The organism is Chromobacterium sp. ASV23, assembly GCF_016428945.1.
GTDB classification, from domain to species: Bacteria; Pseudomonadota; Gammaproteobacteria; order Burkholderiales; family Chromobacteriaceae; genus Chromobacterium; species Chromobacterium sinusclupearum.
This window is the reverse complement of the sequence record NZ_JAELTR010000074.1, coordinates 1-15,692: the sequence shown is the minus strand read 5'-3', so window position 1 is coordinate 15,692 and position 15,692 is coordinate 1. Positions and strand designations below refer to the sequence as shown.

12 protein-coding genes, 2 tRNA genes and 1 pseudogene are annotated in these 15,692 nt (G+C 59.6%); all 15 read right to left on the bottom strand.

Going from position 1 to position 15,692, the window contains the following annotated elements:
- On the bottom strand, positions 1 to 145 hold a 145-nt coding region (locus JHD59_RS19900), incomplete at its 3' end, for a GTP-binding protein (protein WP_229804545.1).
- A 79-nt stretch (positions 146 to 224) separates the two neighbouring features.
- Positions 225 to 2,321, bottom strand: a complete 2,097-nt coding sequence (fusA, locus tag JHD59_RS19895; protein WP_103317545.1) for an elongation factor G — start codon at positions 2,319 to 2,321, stop codon at positions 225 to 227.
- A gap of 27 nt (positions 2,322 to 2,348) precedes the next feature.
- Complete coding sequence (rpsG, locus tag JHD59_RS19890) at positions 2,349 to 2,819, bottom strand: 30S ribosomal protein S7 (RefSeq protein WP_011137737.1); 471 nt, start codon at positions 2,817 to 2,819, stop codon at positions 2,349 to 2,351.
- Positions 2,820 to 2,930: 111 nt separating this feature from the next.
- Positions 2,931 to 3,302 (bottom strand): 30S ribosomal protein S12, encoded by a 372-nt coding sequence (rpsL, locus tag JHD59_RS19885; RefSeq protein ID WP_011137738.1) that lies wholly within the window; start codon positions 3,300 to 3,302, stop codon positions 2,931 to 2,933.
- Positions 3,303 to 3,466: 164 nt separating this feature from the next.
- On the bottom strand, positions 3,467 to 7,657 hold the full coding sequence (gene rpoC / locus JHD59_RS19880) for a DNA-directed RNA polymerase subunit beta' (protein ID WP_103317543.1): 4,191 nt from the start codon (positions 7,655 to 7,657) through the stop codon (positions 3,467 to 3,469).
- A 57-nt stretch (positions 7,658 to 7,714) separates the two neighbouring features.
- The gene (rpoB, locus tag JHD59_RS19875) at positions 7,715 to 11,890 is read right to left on the bottom strand and encodes a DNA-directed RNA polymerase subunit beta (RefSeq protein WP_199155515.1); all 4,176 of its coding nucleotides are present in this window, start codon (positions 11,888 to 11,890) and stop codon (positions 7,715 to 7,717) included.
- Between the two features lie 154 nt (positions 11,891 to 12,044).
- Positions 12,045 to 12,416 carry a 50S ribosomal protein L7/L12 gene (gene rplL, locus JHD59_RS19870; protein WP_043629984.1) on the bottom strand — a complete coding sequence of 124 codons (372 nt, stop codon included), beginning with the start codon at positions 12,414 to 12,416 and terminating at the stop codon, positions 12,045 to 12,047.
- 36 nt (positions 12,417 to 12,452) lie between these two features.
- Positions 12,453 to 12,947 carry a 50S ribosomal protein L10 gene (rplJ, locus tag JHD59_RS19865; RefSeq protein ID WP_043629983.1) on the bottom strand — a complete coding sequence of 165 codons (495 nt, stop codon included), beginning with the start codon at positions 12,945 to 12,947 and terminating at the stop codon, positions 12,453 to 12,455.
- An 86-nt stretch (positions 12,948 to 13,033) separates the two neighbouring features.
- A tRNA-Thr gene (locus JHD59_RS19860) sits at positions 13,034 to 13,108 on the bottom strand.
- A 181-nt stretch (positions 13,109 to 13,289) separates the two neighbouring features.
- A complete protein-coding gene (gene rplA / locus JHD59_RS19855; RefSeq protein ID WP_043629979.1) occupies positions 13,290 to 13,985 on the bottom strand; it encodes a 50S ribosomal protein L1 in 696 nt (231 codons plus the stop codon).
- A 1-nt stretch (position 13,986) separates the two neighbouring features.
- Complete coding sequence (gene rplK / locus JHD59_RS19850) at positions 13,987 to 14,418, bottom strand: 50S ribosomal protein L11 (RefSeq protein WP_011137744.1); 432 nt, start codon at positions 14,416 to 14,418, stop codon at positions 13,987 to 13,989.
- Between the two features lie 100 nt (positions 14,419 to 14,518).
- The gene (gene nusG / locus JHD59_RS19845) at positions 14,519 to 15,052 is read right to left on the bottom strand and encodes a transcription termination/antitermination protein NusG (protein WP_021479133.1); all 534 of its coding nucleotides are present in this window, start codon (positions 15,050 to 15,052) and stop codon (positions 14,519 to 14,521) included.
- Positions 15,052 to 15,408 (bottom strand): preprotein translocase subunit SecE, encoded by a 357-nt coding sequence (secE, locus tag JHD59_RS19840; RefSeq protein ID WP_052247056.1) that lies wholly within the window; start codon positions 15,406 to 15,408, stop codon positions 15,052 to 15,054. Before secE ends, nusG begins: the two co-directional genes overlap by 1 nt.
- Positions 15,409 to 15,472: 64 nt before the next feature.
- Positions 15,473 to 15,548: transfer RNA gene (locus JHD59_RS19835), tRNA-Trp, on the bottom strand.
- A gap of 7 nt (positions 15,549 to 15,555) precedes the next feature.
- Positions 15,556 to 15,692, bottom strand: a pseudogene (gene tuf / locus JHD59_RS19830) (elongation factor Tu); the annotation flags it as partial.

Genomic DNA, 15,692 nt, shown 5'->3' with positions numbered 1-15,692 from the left:
GGGAGTAATCCTTAGCTTCGCCACCGAACTTCTTGGACAGAATGGTGGTGATAGCGGCGGTCAGAGTGGTTTTACCATGGTCAACGTGACCGATGGTGCCGACGTTTACGTGCGGTTTGGTCCGCTCAAACTTTTCTTTTGCCATTTTGCAAAAATCCTTAATTAAAGAACATTAGATCGGGACTGGCCGGACAAATCGAGATGCCGGCCAGCCTCAGCGCGCATTACTTCTTGGCGGCCATTACGGCTTCAGCAACGTGCTTCGGAGCCTCGGAGTAGTGCTTGAACTCCATGGAGTAAGTAGCACGGCCTTGGGTCGCGGAACGCAGGTCGGTGGAGTAACCGAACATCTCGGCCAGCGGTACTTCGGCCTTGATCTTCTTGCCACCCAAACCGTCATCGTCCATGCCTTGAACCATGCCGCGGCGACGGTTCAGGTCACCCATCACGTCACCCATGTACTCTTCCGGAGTTTCCACTTCCACGGCCATCATCGGCTCGAGGATGCACGGACCAGCGCGGCGCATGGCTTCCTTGAATGCCAGCGAGCCTGCCAGTTCGAACGCGATCTGCGAGGAGTCGACGTCGTGGTAGGAACCGAAGGTCAGACGCACAGTCACGTCCACCACCGGGAAGCCGGCAAGGATACCGCTACCCAGAGTGTTCTGGATACCCTTGTCGACGGACGGAATGAATTCACGCGGAATCACGCCACCCTTGATCTCGTCGAAGAACTTGTAGCCCTGGCCTTCGCCGGACGGTTCCAACGTGATCACTGCATGACCGTACTGACCCTTACCACCAGACTGCTTAACGTGCTTACCTTCAACATCGGTAACCGTCTTGGTGATGGTTTCGCGGTAGGCCACTTGCGGAGCGCCGACGTTGGCTTCCACGCCAAATTCGCGCTTCATGCGGTCAACCAGAATTTCCAGGTGCAGTTCGCCCATACCGGAAATGATGGTTTGGCCGGATTCTTCGTCGGTACGCACGCGGAACGACGGGTCTTCCTTGGCCAGGCGGTTCAGGGCAACGCCCATCTTTTCCTGGTCAGCCTTGGTCTTCGGCTCAACGGCGACGTGAATCACCGGATCCGGGAACTCCATGCGCTCCAGGATGATTTCGGCGTCAACGGCGCACAGGGTTTCACCAGTGGTGACTTCCTTCAGGCCGATGGCGGCGGCGATGTCGCCGGCGCGCACTTCGTCGATTTCCTTACGGTCGTTGGCGTGCATCTGCACGATACGGCCGATACGCTCTTTCTTGCCCTTGACCGAGTTCAGCACGGTGTCGCCGGACTTCACCACGCCGGAGTAGACGCGGAAGAAGGTCAGCTGGCCCACGTACGGGTCGTTCATCAGCTTGAACGCCAGAGCCGAGAACGGCTCTTCGTCGGAAGCGTGACGCTCGGCTTCCACGCCGTCGGTTTCGCCCTTGATCGCCGGAACTTCAACCGGCGACGGCAGCAGTTCAATCACGGCGTCCAGCATGCGCTGAACACCCTTGTTCTTGAACGCGGAACCACACAGCATCGGCTGGATTTCGCACTTCAGGGTACGCTCGCGCAGACCGGCGATGATTTCTTCCTCGGTCAGCGCTTCGCCGCCCAGGTACTTGTCCATCATCTCGTCGCTGACTTCGGCAGCGGCTTCGACCATCTTCTCGCGCCATTCTTCGGCAACGGCAACCAGGTCGGCCGGGATTTCGCCATATTCGAACTTCATGCCTTGAGAGGCTTCGTCCCAAATGATGGCTTTCATCTTCAGCAGGTCAACCACGCCGCTGAAACCGTCTTCAGCGCCGATCGGCACAACGATAGGCACCGGATTGCCGCGCAGACGGGTTTTCACCTGTTCTACGGCACGGAAGAAGTTGGCGCCTTGACGGTCCATCTTGTTCACGAAGGCAATACGCGGAACCTTGTACTTGTTAGCCTGACGCCATACGGTTTCAGACTGCGGCTGCACGCCGCCCACAGCGCAGTACACCATCACGGCGCCGTCCAGAACGCGCATGGAACGCTCCACCTCAATGGTGAAGTCCACGTGTCCCGGGGTGTCGATGATGTTGAAACGGTGCTCGGGGAATTGCATCCCCATGCCCTTCCAGAACGTGGTGGTGGCGGCGGAGGTGATGGTGATGCCACGCTCCTGCTCTTGCTCCATCCAGTCCATGGTAGCGGCGCCGTCGTGAACCTCGCCGATCTTGTGGTTCACACCGGTGTAAAACAGAATACGCTCGGTAGTAGTCGTCTTACCGGCGTCGATGTGAGCGGAGATACCGATATTACGGTAGCGCTCGATGGGGGTTTTCCGTGCCACGGTTTACACCTTAAAAAGTGAACTAGCTTAGAAACGGAAGTGCGAGAAGGCCTTGTTGGCTTCTGCCATGCGGTGCACTTCGTCACGCTTCTTCATCGCGCCGCCACGGCCTTCAGCCGCGTCGATCAGCTCACCAGCCAGGCGCAGGTCCATGGACTTTTCGCCGCGCTTGCGCGCAGCGTCACGCAGCCAGCGCATGGCCAGGGCCATACGACGGGACGGACGGACTTCAACAGGAACTTGATAGTTTGCACCACCTACGCGGCGGCTCTTCACTTCCACCACCGGCTTGGCGTTGGACAGTGCGGTGTTGAACACTTCGATAGCGTTCTTGCCGGTTTTCTTTTCGATCTGTTCCAGCGCGCCGTAGATGATGCGTTCTGCAACAGACTTCTTGCCGTCGATCATCACGACGTTCATGAATTTGGAGAGATCCTGGGAACCGAACTTCGGATCCGGCAGAATTTCACGCTTGGGGACTTCTCTGCGACGTGGCATGTTACTTCCTTAATTATTCAGTTGAGCTCTACTTGCTCATGACTACCCAACGGAGCAGTCACTTACTAGACGACCCTGAGTGTTGATCAGGCCGCCTTGAGTACGTCCCAATTACTTAGGACGCTTGGCGCCGTACTTGGAGCGAGCTTGCTTACGGTCTTTCACGCCAGCGGTATCCAGGGAACCGCGCACGGTGTGGTAACGCACACCCGGCAAGTCCTTGACACGACCGCCGCGGATCAGCACCACGGAGTGTTCCTGCAGGTTGTGGCCTTCACCGCCGATGTACGAAATGACTTCGAAACCGTTGGTCAGACGAACCTTGCACACTTTACGCAGAGCCGAGTTCGGCTTCTTCGGAGTGGTGGTGTAAACACGGGTGCACACGCCACGCTTCTGCGGGCAGGCTTCCAGCGCAGGCACCTTGCTCTTCGCCGTGATGGCGACGCGGCCCTTGCGAACGAGTTGGTTAATGGTTGGCATTACTATCAGTTCCTAGTTGAAGCTTCCCGGAAGCAACACGCCTCCAGAAAGGACGGAGGATTATATTTTAGTCAACGGCTTACCGTCAAATAAAAAACGCCGCCCCAGCAACGTTAACCGTTGATGGAGCAGCGTTTTTTCAACACTTGGCCGCGAGGCCCAGCTTAGTCGTCGCTTTCCAGCGCGGCCGGAGCCGGATCGAACAGCTGCGAATCGCCAGCGTCCAGGCCCAGGTGTTGACGGCGACGGGTGCGGTGGTAGGCGAGACCAGTACCGGCCGGGATCAGACGGCCGACGATCACGTTTTCCTTCAGACCGCGCAGGTCGTCCTTCTTACCCATGATGGCCGCTTCGGTCAGCACGCGCGTGGTTTCCTGGAAGGAAGCCGCGGAGATGAACGAGTCGGTGGACAGCGAAGCCTTGGTGATACCCAGCAGCACGTTTTCGTACTGCGCCGGTTCCTTGCCTTCCGCCATCATCTTGTCGTTCATTTCCAGCACGTCGGCGCGCTCCACCTGCTCGCCCTGGATGAATTCGGTGTCGCCGCTGTCGGAGATGACCACGCGACGCAGCATCTGGCGAATGATCACCTCGATGTGCTTGTCGTTGATCTTCACGCCCTGCAGACGATACACCTCCTGCACTTCCTGAACGATGTAGCGGGCCAGCGCCTCGATACCCTGCAGACGCAGGATGTCATGCGGATCGACCGGACCGTCTACGATGGATTCGCCGCGGTTCACTACCTGGCCGTCGTGGACCAGCACGTGCTTGTCCTTCGGGATCAGGTTTTCGTAGCCGCTGCCTTCCAGATCGGTGATGATCAGGCGCTGCTTGCCCTTGGTGTCCTTACCGAACGATACGGTACCGGTCACTTCGGCCAGCATGCCGGCATCCTTCGGCGAACGGGCTTCGAACAGCTCGGCCACGCGCGGCAGACCACCGGTAATGTCGCGGGTCTTGGACGATTCCTGCGGGATACGGGCCAGCACTTCGCCCTTGCCCACATCCTGACCGTCGCGCACGGTGATGATGGCGCCGACCTGGAAGGTGATCGATACCGACGCATCGGAACCGGCCAGCTTCACTTCGTTGCCGCTGTCGTCGAGCAGCTTCACCAACGGACGCAGCATCTTCGACTGGGCGCCGGCGCGGCGTTTCGGGTCGATGACCACCAGCGTGGACAGGCCGGTCACTTCGTCGGTCTGCTTGGCTACGGTCACGCCTTCTTCGACGTTCTCGAACTTCACGCGGCCAGCGTACTCGGTGATGATCGGACGGGTGTGCGGATCCCAGGTGGCCAGCACGGTGCCTGCCTTGATCTGCAGACCGTCGGTCACCATCAGGGTCGCGCCGTACGGCACCTTGTGACGCTCGCGCTCACGGCCCATATCGTCGTGGATCACCACTTCGCCGGAGCGGGTGATGACGATCAGCTCGCCCTTGGTATTCGCCACGTAACGCATCTGGCTGGAGAAGCGCACGGTACCGTTGGACTTGCCTTCCACCTGGCTGGCGGCTGCGTTTCGAGACGCGGCGCCACCGATGTGGAAGGTACGCATGGTCAGCTGGGTACCCGGCTCACCAATCGACTGCGCAGCGATCACGCCCACGGCTTCGCCGGCGTTGACCTGCTTGCCGCGCGCCAGATCGCGACCGTAGCACTTGGCGCACAGGCCGTAGCGCGTGTCGCAAGTGATGGCGGTGCGGACCTTGACTTCGTCGATGCCGAGGCTGTCGATCAGATCGACCATCTGCTCGTCCAGCAGCGTAGCGGCTTCGATCACGGTTTCGCCGGTGGACGGATCCACCACGTCAACCGCGGTCACGCGGCCGAGGATACGGTCGCGCAGCGCTTCGATCACGTCGCCGCCCTGCAGCACGGCCTTCATGGTGAAGCCGTTGGTGGTGCCGCAATCGTCCTCGATCACCACCAGATCCTGGGTCACGTCGACCAGACGACGCGTCAGGTAACCGGAGTTCGCGGTCTTCAAGGCCGTATCCGCCAGACCCTTACGCGCACCGTGGGTGGAGATAAAGTACTGCAATACGGTCAGGCCTTCGCGGAAGTTCGCGGTAATCGGCGTTTCGATAATCGAGCCGTCCGGCTTGGCCATCAGACCCCGCATGCCGGCCAGCTGCTTGATCTGGGCAGCGGAACCCCGCGCGCCCGAGTCGGCCATCATGTAAATGGAGTTGAAGGATTCCTGGTCGACTTCCTTGCCGTCGCGGTCCAGCACCTTCTGCTTGGACAGCTCGTCCATCATCGCCTTGGCGATCTTGTCGCCGGTGCGGCCCCAGATGTCCACTACCTTGTTGTAGCGTTCGCCCTGGGTCACCAGACCTTGACGGTACTGTTCCTCGATCTCCTTGACTTCCTTGTTGGCCTCGCCCAGCAGGTCAACTTTCTTGGCCGGGATCTGCATGTCGTCCACGCAGATAGAGATGCCGCCGCGGGTGGAGTAGGCGAAACCGGTGTACATCAGCTGGTCGGCGAAGATCACTGTGTCGCGGATGCCGCAACGACGGAACGAAACGTTGATCAGTTTCGAGATTTCTTTCTTCTTCAGCGCCTTGTTGATGTGCTCGAACGGCAGACCCTTAGGCAGGATGTCGGACAGGATGGCGCGGCCCACGGTGGTGTCGTAACGCTTGATCACCGGTTGGAATTCGCCCTGCTCGTCCTTTTCCCATTCCTTCAGACGGACGGTGATGCGGGTAGCCAGCTCGACCTGACGGGTTTCATAGGCGCGATGCACTTCCTTGGTGTCCGCAAACACCATGCCTTCGCCCTTGCCATTCACCTTGTCGCGGGTCATGTAGTACAGACCCAACACGATATCCTGCGACGGCACGATGATAGGCTCGCCGTTGGCCGGGGACAGCACGTTGTTGGTGGCCAGCATCAGGGTGCGGGCTTCCATCTGCGCTTCCAGCGACAGCGGGACGTGGACGGCCATTTGGTCGCCGTCGAAGTCGGCGTTGAACGCCGCGCAAACCAGCGGGTGCAGCTGGATGGCCTTGCCTTCGATCAGCACCGGCTCGAACGCCTGGATGCCCAGACGGTGCAGCGTCGGCGCGCGGTTCAGCAGCACCGGATGCTCGCGGATCACGTCTTCCAGGATGTCCCAGACTTCCGGCACTTCCTGCTCGACCAGCTTCTTGGCCGCCTTGATGGTGGACGCCAGGCCCATCACTTCCAGCTTGTGGAAGATGAACGGCTTGAACAGTTCCAGCGCCATCTTCTTCGGCAGGCCGCACTGATGCAGACGCAGGGTCGGGCCTACGGTAATCACGGAACGACCGGAGTAGTCCACGCGCTTACCCAGCAGGTTCTGACGGAAACGACCGCCCTTACCCTTGATCATGTCGGCCAGCGACTTCAGCGGACGCTTGTTGGCGCCGGTCATGGCCTTGCCGCGACGACCGTTGTCCAGCAGCGAGTCAACCGATTCCTGCAGCATGCGCTTTTCGTTGCGCACGATGATGTCCGGCGCGCGCAGTTCCAGCAGACGCTTCAGACGGTTGTTACGGTTGATGACGCGGCGGTACAGGTCGTTCAGGTCGGAGGTCGCGAAACGACCGCCGTCCAGCGGCACCAGCGGACGCAGCTCCGGCGGCAGCACCGGCAGCACTTCCAGGATCATCCATTCCGGCTTCATGCCGGAACGTTGGAAGGCCTCCAGCACTTTCAGGCGCTTGGCGATCTTCTTGATCTTGGTGTCGGAGTTGGTGGCTTCCAGCTCGCGGCGCAGGTTCTCGATCTCGCTGTCCAGGTCCAGCTTCTTCAGCAGTTCCTTCACCGCCTCGGCGCCCATCATGGCGACGAACTCTTCACCGTACTGGTCTTCCTTGTCCAGGAAGTCCTCTTCGGTCAACAGCTGGCGGTACTGCAGCGGAGTCATGCCCGGATCGGTCACGACGAACGCTTCGAAGTACAGCACGCGCTCGATGTCGCGCAGCGTCATGTCCAGCACCATGCCCAGACGCGACGGCAGCGACTTCAGGAACCAGATGTGCGCGGTCGGGCTGGCCAGCTCGATGTGGCCCATGCGCTCGCGGCGCACTTTGGACAGCGTGACTTCCACGCCGCACTTCTCGCAGATGACGCCGCGATGCTTCAGGCGCTTGTACTTGCCGCACAAGCATTCGTAGTCCTTCACCGGTCCGAAGATGCGGGCGCAGAACAGGCCGTCGCGTTCCGGCTTGAAGGTACGATAGTTGATGGTTTCCGGCTTTTTGACTTCGCCATAAGACCAGGAACGGATCTTGTCAGGCGAGGCGATGCCGATCTTAATCGCATCAAACTCTTCTTCTTGCGTGACTTGCTTAAAGAGGTCGAGCAGAGCTTTCATTGCGTCTCCAGTCAGGGGACAGGCGCGGCGTCAATCTTGCCGCGCCCATGGACCCAATCAATAACGTTCCAGGTCGATATCCAGGCCGAGCGAACGGATTTCCTTCACCAGCACGTTGAAGGATTCCGGCATGCCGGCATCGATCTTGTGCTCGCCCTTGACGATGTTTTCGTAGACCTTGGTACGGCCGGTCACATCGTCAGACTTCACCGTCAGCATTTCCTGCAGGGTGTAGGCGGCGCCATAGGCTTCCAGCGCCCACACTTCCATCTCACCGAAACGCTGGCCGCCGAACTGGGCCTTACCGCCCAGCGGCTGCTGGGTCACCAGCGAGTACGGGCCGGTGGAACGGGCGTGCATCTTGTCGTCGACCAAGTGGTGCAGCTTCAGGTAGTGCATCACGCCTACGGTGACCTTGCGGTCGAAGGCTTCGCCGGAGCGGCCGTCGAACAGGGTCATCTGGGTCTTGGACTCGTTGAACTCCATCTTTTCGGTCAGCTCGTCGCCATCCGGGTAAGCCAGATCCAGCATGTGCTTGATCTCGGCTTCCTTGGCGCCATCGAATACCGGCGTGGCGAAGGTCATGCCCTTGCGCAGGTTCTGCGCCAGTTGCAGCACTTCGTCGTCGCTCAGGCTGGCGATCTGCTCCGGCTTGCCGGTTTCGTTGTAGATGCGCTCCAGGTAGCCGCGGATTTCGGTAGCCGACTGCTGCTGCTTCAGCATGCGGTCGATGCGCTCGCCGATACCCTTGGCGGCCCAACCCAGGTGCACTTCCAGAATCTGACCGATGTTCATACGCGACGGTACGCCCAGCGGGTTCAGCACGATGTCGACCGGACGGCCGTCGCCCATGTACGGCATGTCTTCCACCGGCAGAATGCGCGATACCACACCCTTGTTACCGTGGCGGCCGGCCATCTTGTCGCCGGCCTGCAGGCGGCGCTTCACGGCCAGGTAAACCTTGACCATCTTCTGCACGCCCGGCGGCAGCTCGTCGCCCTGGGTCAGCTTGCGCTTCTTGTCTTCGAACTTGAGGTCGAATTCTTCGCGCTTCTGCGCCAGGCTTTCCTTGATCAGTTCCAGCTGCTTGGCGATGTCTTCATCGCTCATGCGGATGTCGAACCAATCATGCTTGGTCGGCAGACCGGCCAGGTACTCCTGGTCGATCACGGTGCCCTTGGCCAGACGCTTCGGACCGCCGTTGGCGACCTTGCCGACGATCAGACGCTCGATACGGCTGAAGGCGTCGTTGTCGAAAATCCGCAGCTGGTCGTTCAGGTCCAGACGATAGCGCTTCAGTTCCGCGTCGATGATGGACTGGGCGCGCTTGTCGCGCTCGATGCCTTCGCGGGTGAACACCTGCACGTCGATCACGGTGCCCACGGTGCCGGTCGGCACGCGCAAGCTCGTGTCCTTCACGTCGGAAGCCTTCTCGCCGAAGATCGCGCGCAGCAGCTTTTCTTCCGGCGTCAGCTGGGTTTCGCCCTTAGGCGTGACCTTGCCCACCAGCACGTCGCCCGCCTCAACTTCGGCGCCGATATATACGATGCCGGACTCATCCAGACGGCCTGCCATGCGTTCGGACAGGTTCGGGATGTCGCGGGTGATTTCTTCCGGTCCCAGCTTGGTGTCGCGGGCAACCACGGACAGTTCTTCGATGTGGATCGAGGTGTAGCGGTCTTCTGCAACCAGCTTTTCCGAGATCAGGATCGAGTCTTCGTAGTTGTAGCCGTTCCACGGCATGAAGGCGATGGTCATGTTCTGACCCAGCGCCAGCTCGCCCAGGTCGGTGGAGGCGCCGTCGGCCACCACGTCGCCGCGCGCGATGTGGTCACCCACCTTCACGATCGGACGCTGGTTGATGTTGGTGTTCTGGTTGGAACGGGTGAACTTGGTCAGGTTGTAGATGTCCACGCCCACTTCGCCAGCGGTCGCTTCTTCATCATTGACGCGGACCACCACGCGGCCAGCGTCGACGTAGTCCACCACGCCGCCGCGACGGGCGACTACGGTGGTGCCGGAGTCAACCGCCACGGAACGCTCGATGCCGGTGCCGACATACGCTTTTTCCGGACGCAGGCACGGTACGGCCTGACGTTGCATGTTGGCGCCCATCAAGGCACGGTTCGCGTCGTCATGCTCCAGGAACGGAATCAGCGAGGCGGCAACGGACACCACCTGGCCGGTGGCCACGTCCATGTACTGCACGCGATCCGGCGTCGCCAGAATGGTTTCGCCCTTCTCGCGGCAGGTTACCAGCTCGTCGACCAGGCGGCCTTCGCCATCCAGCTCGGCGTTGGCCTGAGCGATGACGTAGCGGCCTTCCTCGATCGCGGACAGGTAATCGATCTCGTTGGTGACCTTGCCATCCACGACCTTGCGGTACGGGGTTTCCAGGAAACCAAATTCGTTGGTGCGGGCGTAGACCGACAGCGAGTTGATCAGACCGATGTTCGGGCCTTCCGGCGTTTCGATCGGGCACACGCGGCCGTAGTGGGTCGGGTGCACGTCGCGTACTTCGAAGCCTGCGCGTTCGCGGGTCAGACCGCCCGGACCCAGGGCCGATACGCGGCGCTTGTGGGTGATTTCCGACAGCGGGTTGGTCTGGTCCATGAACTGGGACAGCTGCGAGGAACCAAAGAATTCCTTGATCGCGGCGGACACCGGCTTGGCGTTGATCAGGTCGTGCGGCATCAGGTTGTCGGACTCGGCCTGATTCAGGCGTTCCTTCACCGCGCGCTCGACGCGCACCAGACCGGCGCGGAACTGGTTCTCGGCCAGTTCGCCCACGGAACGCACGCGGCGGTTGCCCAGGTGATCGATGTCGTCCACTTCGCCGCGGCCATTGCGCAGTTCGGTCAGGATGGCGATCACGGACACGATGTCTTCCGTCGACAGCGTGCCTTCGGTCACATCGCGGCGCGAAGCGAACTTCTCACCGATCAGGGTCTTGAACCACTCCGGCGTCTTGTCGTCGAACTTGTACTGGTAGGTGCGCGAGCTGAACTTCATGCGGCCCACGCGCGACAGATCGTAGGTTTCGTCGCTGAAGAACAGGCGCTGGAACAGCGCTTCCACCGCGTCTTCTGTCGGCGGTTCGCCCGGACGCATCATGCGGTAGATCGCGACGCGAGCCTGGGTCTGGTCCTGGATGTCGTCGGTGCGCAGGGTTTGCGAGATGTACGCGCCCTGGTCCAGATCGTTGGTGAACAGCACCTCGACCTGATCCACTTCGGCCAGCGCCAGCTTGGCCAGCACTTCCTCGGTCACTTCTTCGTTGGCGCGGGCGATCACTTCGCCGGTGTTTTGGTTCACCACGTTGACGGCCAGCACCTTGCCCAACAACGCGTCGGCCGGCACTTCGATGCGGTCCAGCTCGGCGGTCTGGATGTCGCGGATGTGCTTGGCGGTGATGCGCTTATCCTTGGCGACGATCAGCTTGCCATCGGCGGCCACGATGTCGAACTTGGCCACTTCGCCCTTCAGACGTTCCGGCACCACGCGCATGAATACGCCGGTCTTGGTCAGGTAGAAGGTGTCGAAGCTGTAGAACTCGGACAGGATCTCTTCGTTGGTGTAGCCCAGCGCCTTCAGCAGGATGGTCACCGGCATCTTGCGGCGACGGTCGATACGGAAGTACAGCAGATCCTTCGGGTCAAACTCGAAGTCCAGCCAGGAGCCGCGGTAAGGGATCACGCGAGCCGAGAACAGCAGCTTGCCGGACGAGTGCGTCTTGCCGCGGTCGTGCTCGAAGAACACGCCCGGGGAGCGGTGCAGCTGGGAGACGATCACGCGCTCGGTGCCGTTGATGATGAAGGAGCCATTGGCGGTCATGAGCGGAATCTCGCCCATGTACACCTCGTTCTCACGCACTTCCTTCACGACCGGCTTGGACGATTCCTTGTCGAAAATCGTCAGGCGGATGCGCGCGCGCAGAGGCGCGGCGAACGTGATGCCGCGCAGTTGGCATTCCTGTACGTCAAACGGCGGCTCGCCCAGAATATAGTGGGCAAAGTCGAGACGCGCATAGCCGTTGTGGCTGACGATCGGAAAGATCGACTTGAACGCAGCCTGAAGACCCACATCCTTGCGCTCATCCAGCGACACACCCAGCTGGAGAAATTCGGTGTAGGAATCAATCTGGGTCGCCAACAGGAAGGGGACGTCGAGAACACTGGCACGTTTCGCAAAGCTCTTACGAATACGTTTCTTCTCAGTAAACGAATAACTCATAGAGTCTCCATCGAGGTGGGTGGCGCAAGAAACCAAAAGTCAGCAGCCACGCCAAGTATATTGCTGGCTTTTACCTTCTTCGTTTCCGCCAACTACAAGCGCAATAAGGCTGGCGGATTTCTCCGCCAGCCTCACCTTCTTTTTTCAAAGAAGATTATTTGATTTCAGCCTTGGCACCGGCTTCGGTCAGTTGCTTAACGATGTCTTCGGCTTCAGCCTTGGCAACGCCTTCCTTCACGGACTTCGGAGCGCCGTCAACCAGGTCCTTGGCTTCTTTCAGGCCCAGACCGGTGATTGCACGGACAACCTTGATCACGCCAACCTTGTTGTCGCCAGCGGCGGACAGGATAACGTCAAACTCGGTCTTCTCTTCAGCAGCAGCAGCGCCACCAGCGGCCGGGCCGGCAACGGCTACGGCAGCGGCGGAAACGCCGAACTTCTCTTCGAACGCCTTAACCAGGTCGTTCAGTTCCATCACGGTCAGACCAGCAACGGCCTCGAGGATGTCTTCTTTGGTGATTGCCATGTGAAAATCTCCTGAATTCTATAAGAATCAAATAAGTTAAGCGGCTTCGGCTTGCTTCTCGGCCAATGCAGCCAGCGCGCGGGCGAAGCCAGCGACCGGAGCCTGCATAACGTAGAGAAGCTTGGACAGCAGTTCTTCGCGGCTCGGGATGGACGCCAGCTCAGCAACCTGAGCAGCATTCAGTACCTTGCCATCGTAGGAACCGGCCTTGACGATGATCTTGTCGTCAGCCTTGGCAAATTGATGCAGCACCTTGGCAGCAGCAACCGGGTCGGCAGAAACGGCGTAAACCAGCGGACCGACCATTTGGTCAGCCAGGCCAGCAAACGGAGTGCCTTCCACAGCGCGACGCACCAGCGTGTTCTTCAGAACGCGCAGGTATACGCCGTTCTCGCGCGCCTGAGCGCGGAGTTTGGTCATGCTGCTAACCTCGATGCCCCGATATTCAGCGATAACGAGGGTCTGAGCTTCTGCCAGTTGGGCAGATACTTCAGCGACTACCGCCTTTTTATCTTCGATATTGAGACTCAAGGTCTACCTCCTAGACTGAAATGAGACGAAAGGATTTTCGCCTCGCTTTGCAGCGGCGACCTGTATCAGGAGACATCAAAAAGAACTGGTGCTCATGGGCGGAATTGAACCGCCGACCTCTCCCTTACCAAGGGAGTGCTCTACCCCTGAGCTACATGAGCCTTGAACTTAAGAAGCCTGTTTCGGGTACACCATCTGCGTAGGATGCGGATTTCCGTACCGGCCAATCTGCTATTAAGCCTTGCGGCACCTACGGTCTTTGACAATCTGGCAGGCAAGCCTGCCAGCCCAAAGCCTTTAACCAGGCGGCTTTCGCCGCCCGATCATGCTCCGGCAACGCGATTAGGCGCTGACGGTAGCGGTATCTACGCGAGCGCCGATGCCCATGGTGCTGGAAACGGCGATCTTTTTCAGATACACGCCCTTGGAAGCTGCCGGCTTGGCTTTCACCAGGGCATCAACCAGAGCGGAGAAGTTTTCACGCAGAGCTTCAGCTTCGAAGGAAGCGCGACCGATGGTGGCGTGAATGATACCAGCCTTGTCGGTACGGTACTGCACCTGACCGGCCTTGGCGTTCTTCACAGCTTCGGCGACGTTCGGGGTAACCGTGCCAACCTTCGGGTTCGGCATCAGGCCACGCGGGCCCAGAATCTGGCCCAGCTGACCCACAACGCGCATCGCGTCCGGGGAAGCGATCACCACGTCGAAGTCCAGGTTGCCAGCCTTCACTTGCTCGGCCAGGTCTTCAAAACCGACCACTTCAGCGCCGGCAGCCTTGGCGGCTTCGGCGTTGGCGCCTTGAGCAAATACGGCAACGCGTACGGACTTGCCAGTGCCGCGCGGCAGAACCACGGAACCACGAACCACTTGGTCGGATTTACGCGGATCCACGCCCAGGTTCACGGAGATGTCGATCGACTCGTCGAACTTGGCGGTGGCAGCAGCCTTAACCAGGGCGATAGCTTCGTCAACAGCGTACAGCTTGTTGCGATCAACGGTAGCCTTCAGCGCTTGCATGCGCTTGGAGATCTTAGCCATGTTATACGCCCTCCACTTCCAGACCCATCGAACGGGCGGAGCCGGCGATGGTGCGAACAGCGGCGTCCAGATCAGCAGCGGTCAGATCCGCTTGCTTGGTCTTGGCGATTTCTTCCAGCTGAGCGCGGGTCACTTTACCAACCTTGTCCACATGCGCCTTGGCGGAGCCGGACTTGATGCCAGCAGCCTTCTTCAGCAGGAAGGTCGCCGGCGGCGTCTTCATGGTGAAGGTGAAGGACTTGTCTGCGTAAGCGGTGATCACAACCGGAATCGGCATGCCCGGCTCCATGCCCTGAGTTTGAGCATTGAACGCCTTGCAGAATTCCATGATGTTCAGACCGCGCTGACCCAGTGCCGGACCGATCGGAGGCGACGGGTTGGCCTTGCCAGCGGGCACTTGCAGCTTGATATAGCCGACAATTTTCTTTGCCACGATTAAAGCTCCTAAAATGGGTATAGCGCGAAGAGGACTTCGCTCCCCGGACGAAAGCGCAACATCTTACACGCTTTCAAAAATCTTGCCAAGAGAAATATTACAGCTTTTCGACCTGGCCGAATTCCAACTCAACCGGCGTGTCGCGGCCGAAGATCTGCACCGACACGCGCAACTTGTTGCGCTCGTAATTGACTTCATCCACCGAACCGTTGAAGTCATTGAACGGACCATCAATGACGCGCACGCGCTCACCGACTTCGAACAAGACTTTCGGCTTCGGCTTTTCCACGCCCTCTTGCATCTGCTGCATGATGGCTTCGACTTCCTTCTTGGAAATCGGCGCCGGGCGGTTGGCCGTGCCGCCGACAAAACCGGTCACCTTGGGCGTACTCTTGACCAAGTGCCAGGTATCGTCGGTCATTTCCATTTCCACCAGCACATAACCAGGGAAGAACTTGCGCTCGGTGATGGACTTGCGGCCGTTCTTGACGTCCACAACCTCTTCCACCGGCACCAAAATCTGACCAAATTGGTCTGCGATGTCGGAACGCTCGATACGTTCACGCAGCGCCTTTTGCACGCTCTTCTCAAAACCCGAATAAGCGTGTACCACATACCAGCGCTTTGCCATTATCTACCTCGACCGAGAATCACATCGTAAAACAGCCAGGACAGGCTGGAATCCACCAGCCACATGAAGAGCGCCAGCACCGCGACGAATACAAACACCATCAGCGTCACCTGGGTCGCCTCCTTGCGCGTCGGCCATACCACCTTACGAGCCTCGACAATCGACTCGTTGGCATAGACCACCAGCCCCTTGCCAGGAGCAGACGTCCATACTACGCCAGCAGCCAGCAAAATAGATACAATGAACGCCAGCGCGCGCAGCAGCCCCTGCCCTTCCGGAATCAGGTAAAAGCCGACGATGCCGGCAACAACTACAAGACCAGCTACGTACAACTTGATCTTATCTTGCATTTCCATGTCGAATCTTCTCTCGCATATGCGACAAAAGACCAACCGGCGCAGAGCGCCGGCTGGTCTTAATTGGCAGGCCAGGAGGGTCTCGAACCCCCAACCCTCGGTTTTGGAGACCGATACTCTACCAATTGAGCTACTGGCCTATAAACCTTACTTCAGAATCTTGGCAACCACGCCGGCGCCGACGGTACGGCCGCCTTCGCGGATAGCGAAGCGCAGACCTTCTTCCATGGCGATCGGTGCGATCAGTTCAACGGAGATTTCCACGTTGTCACCCGGCATTACCA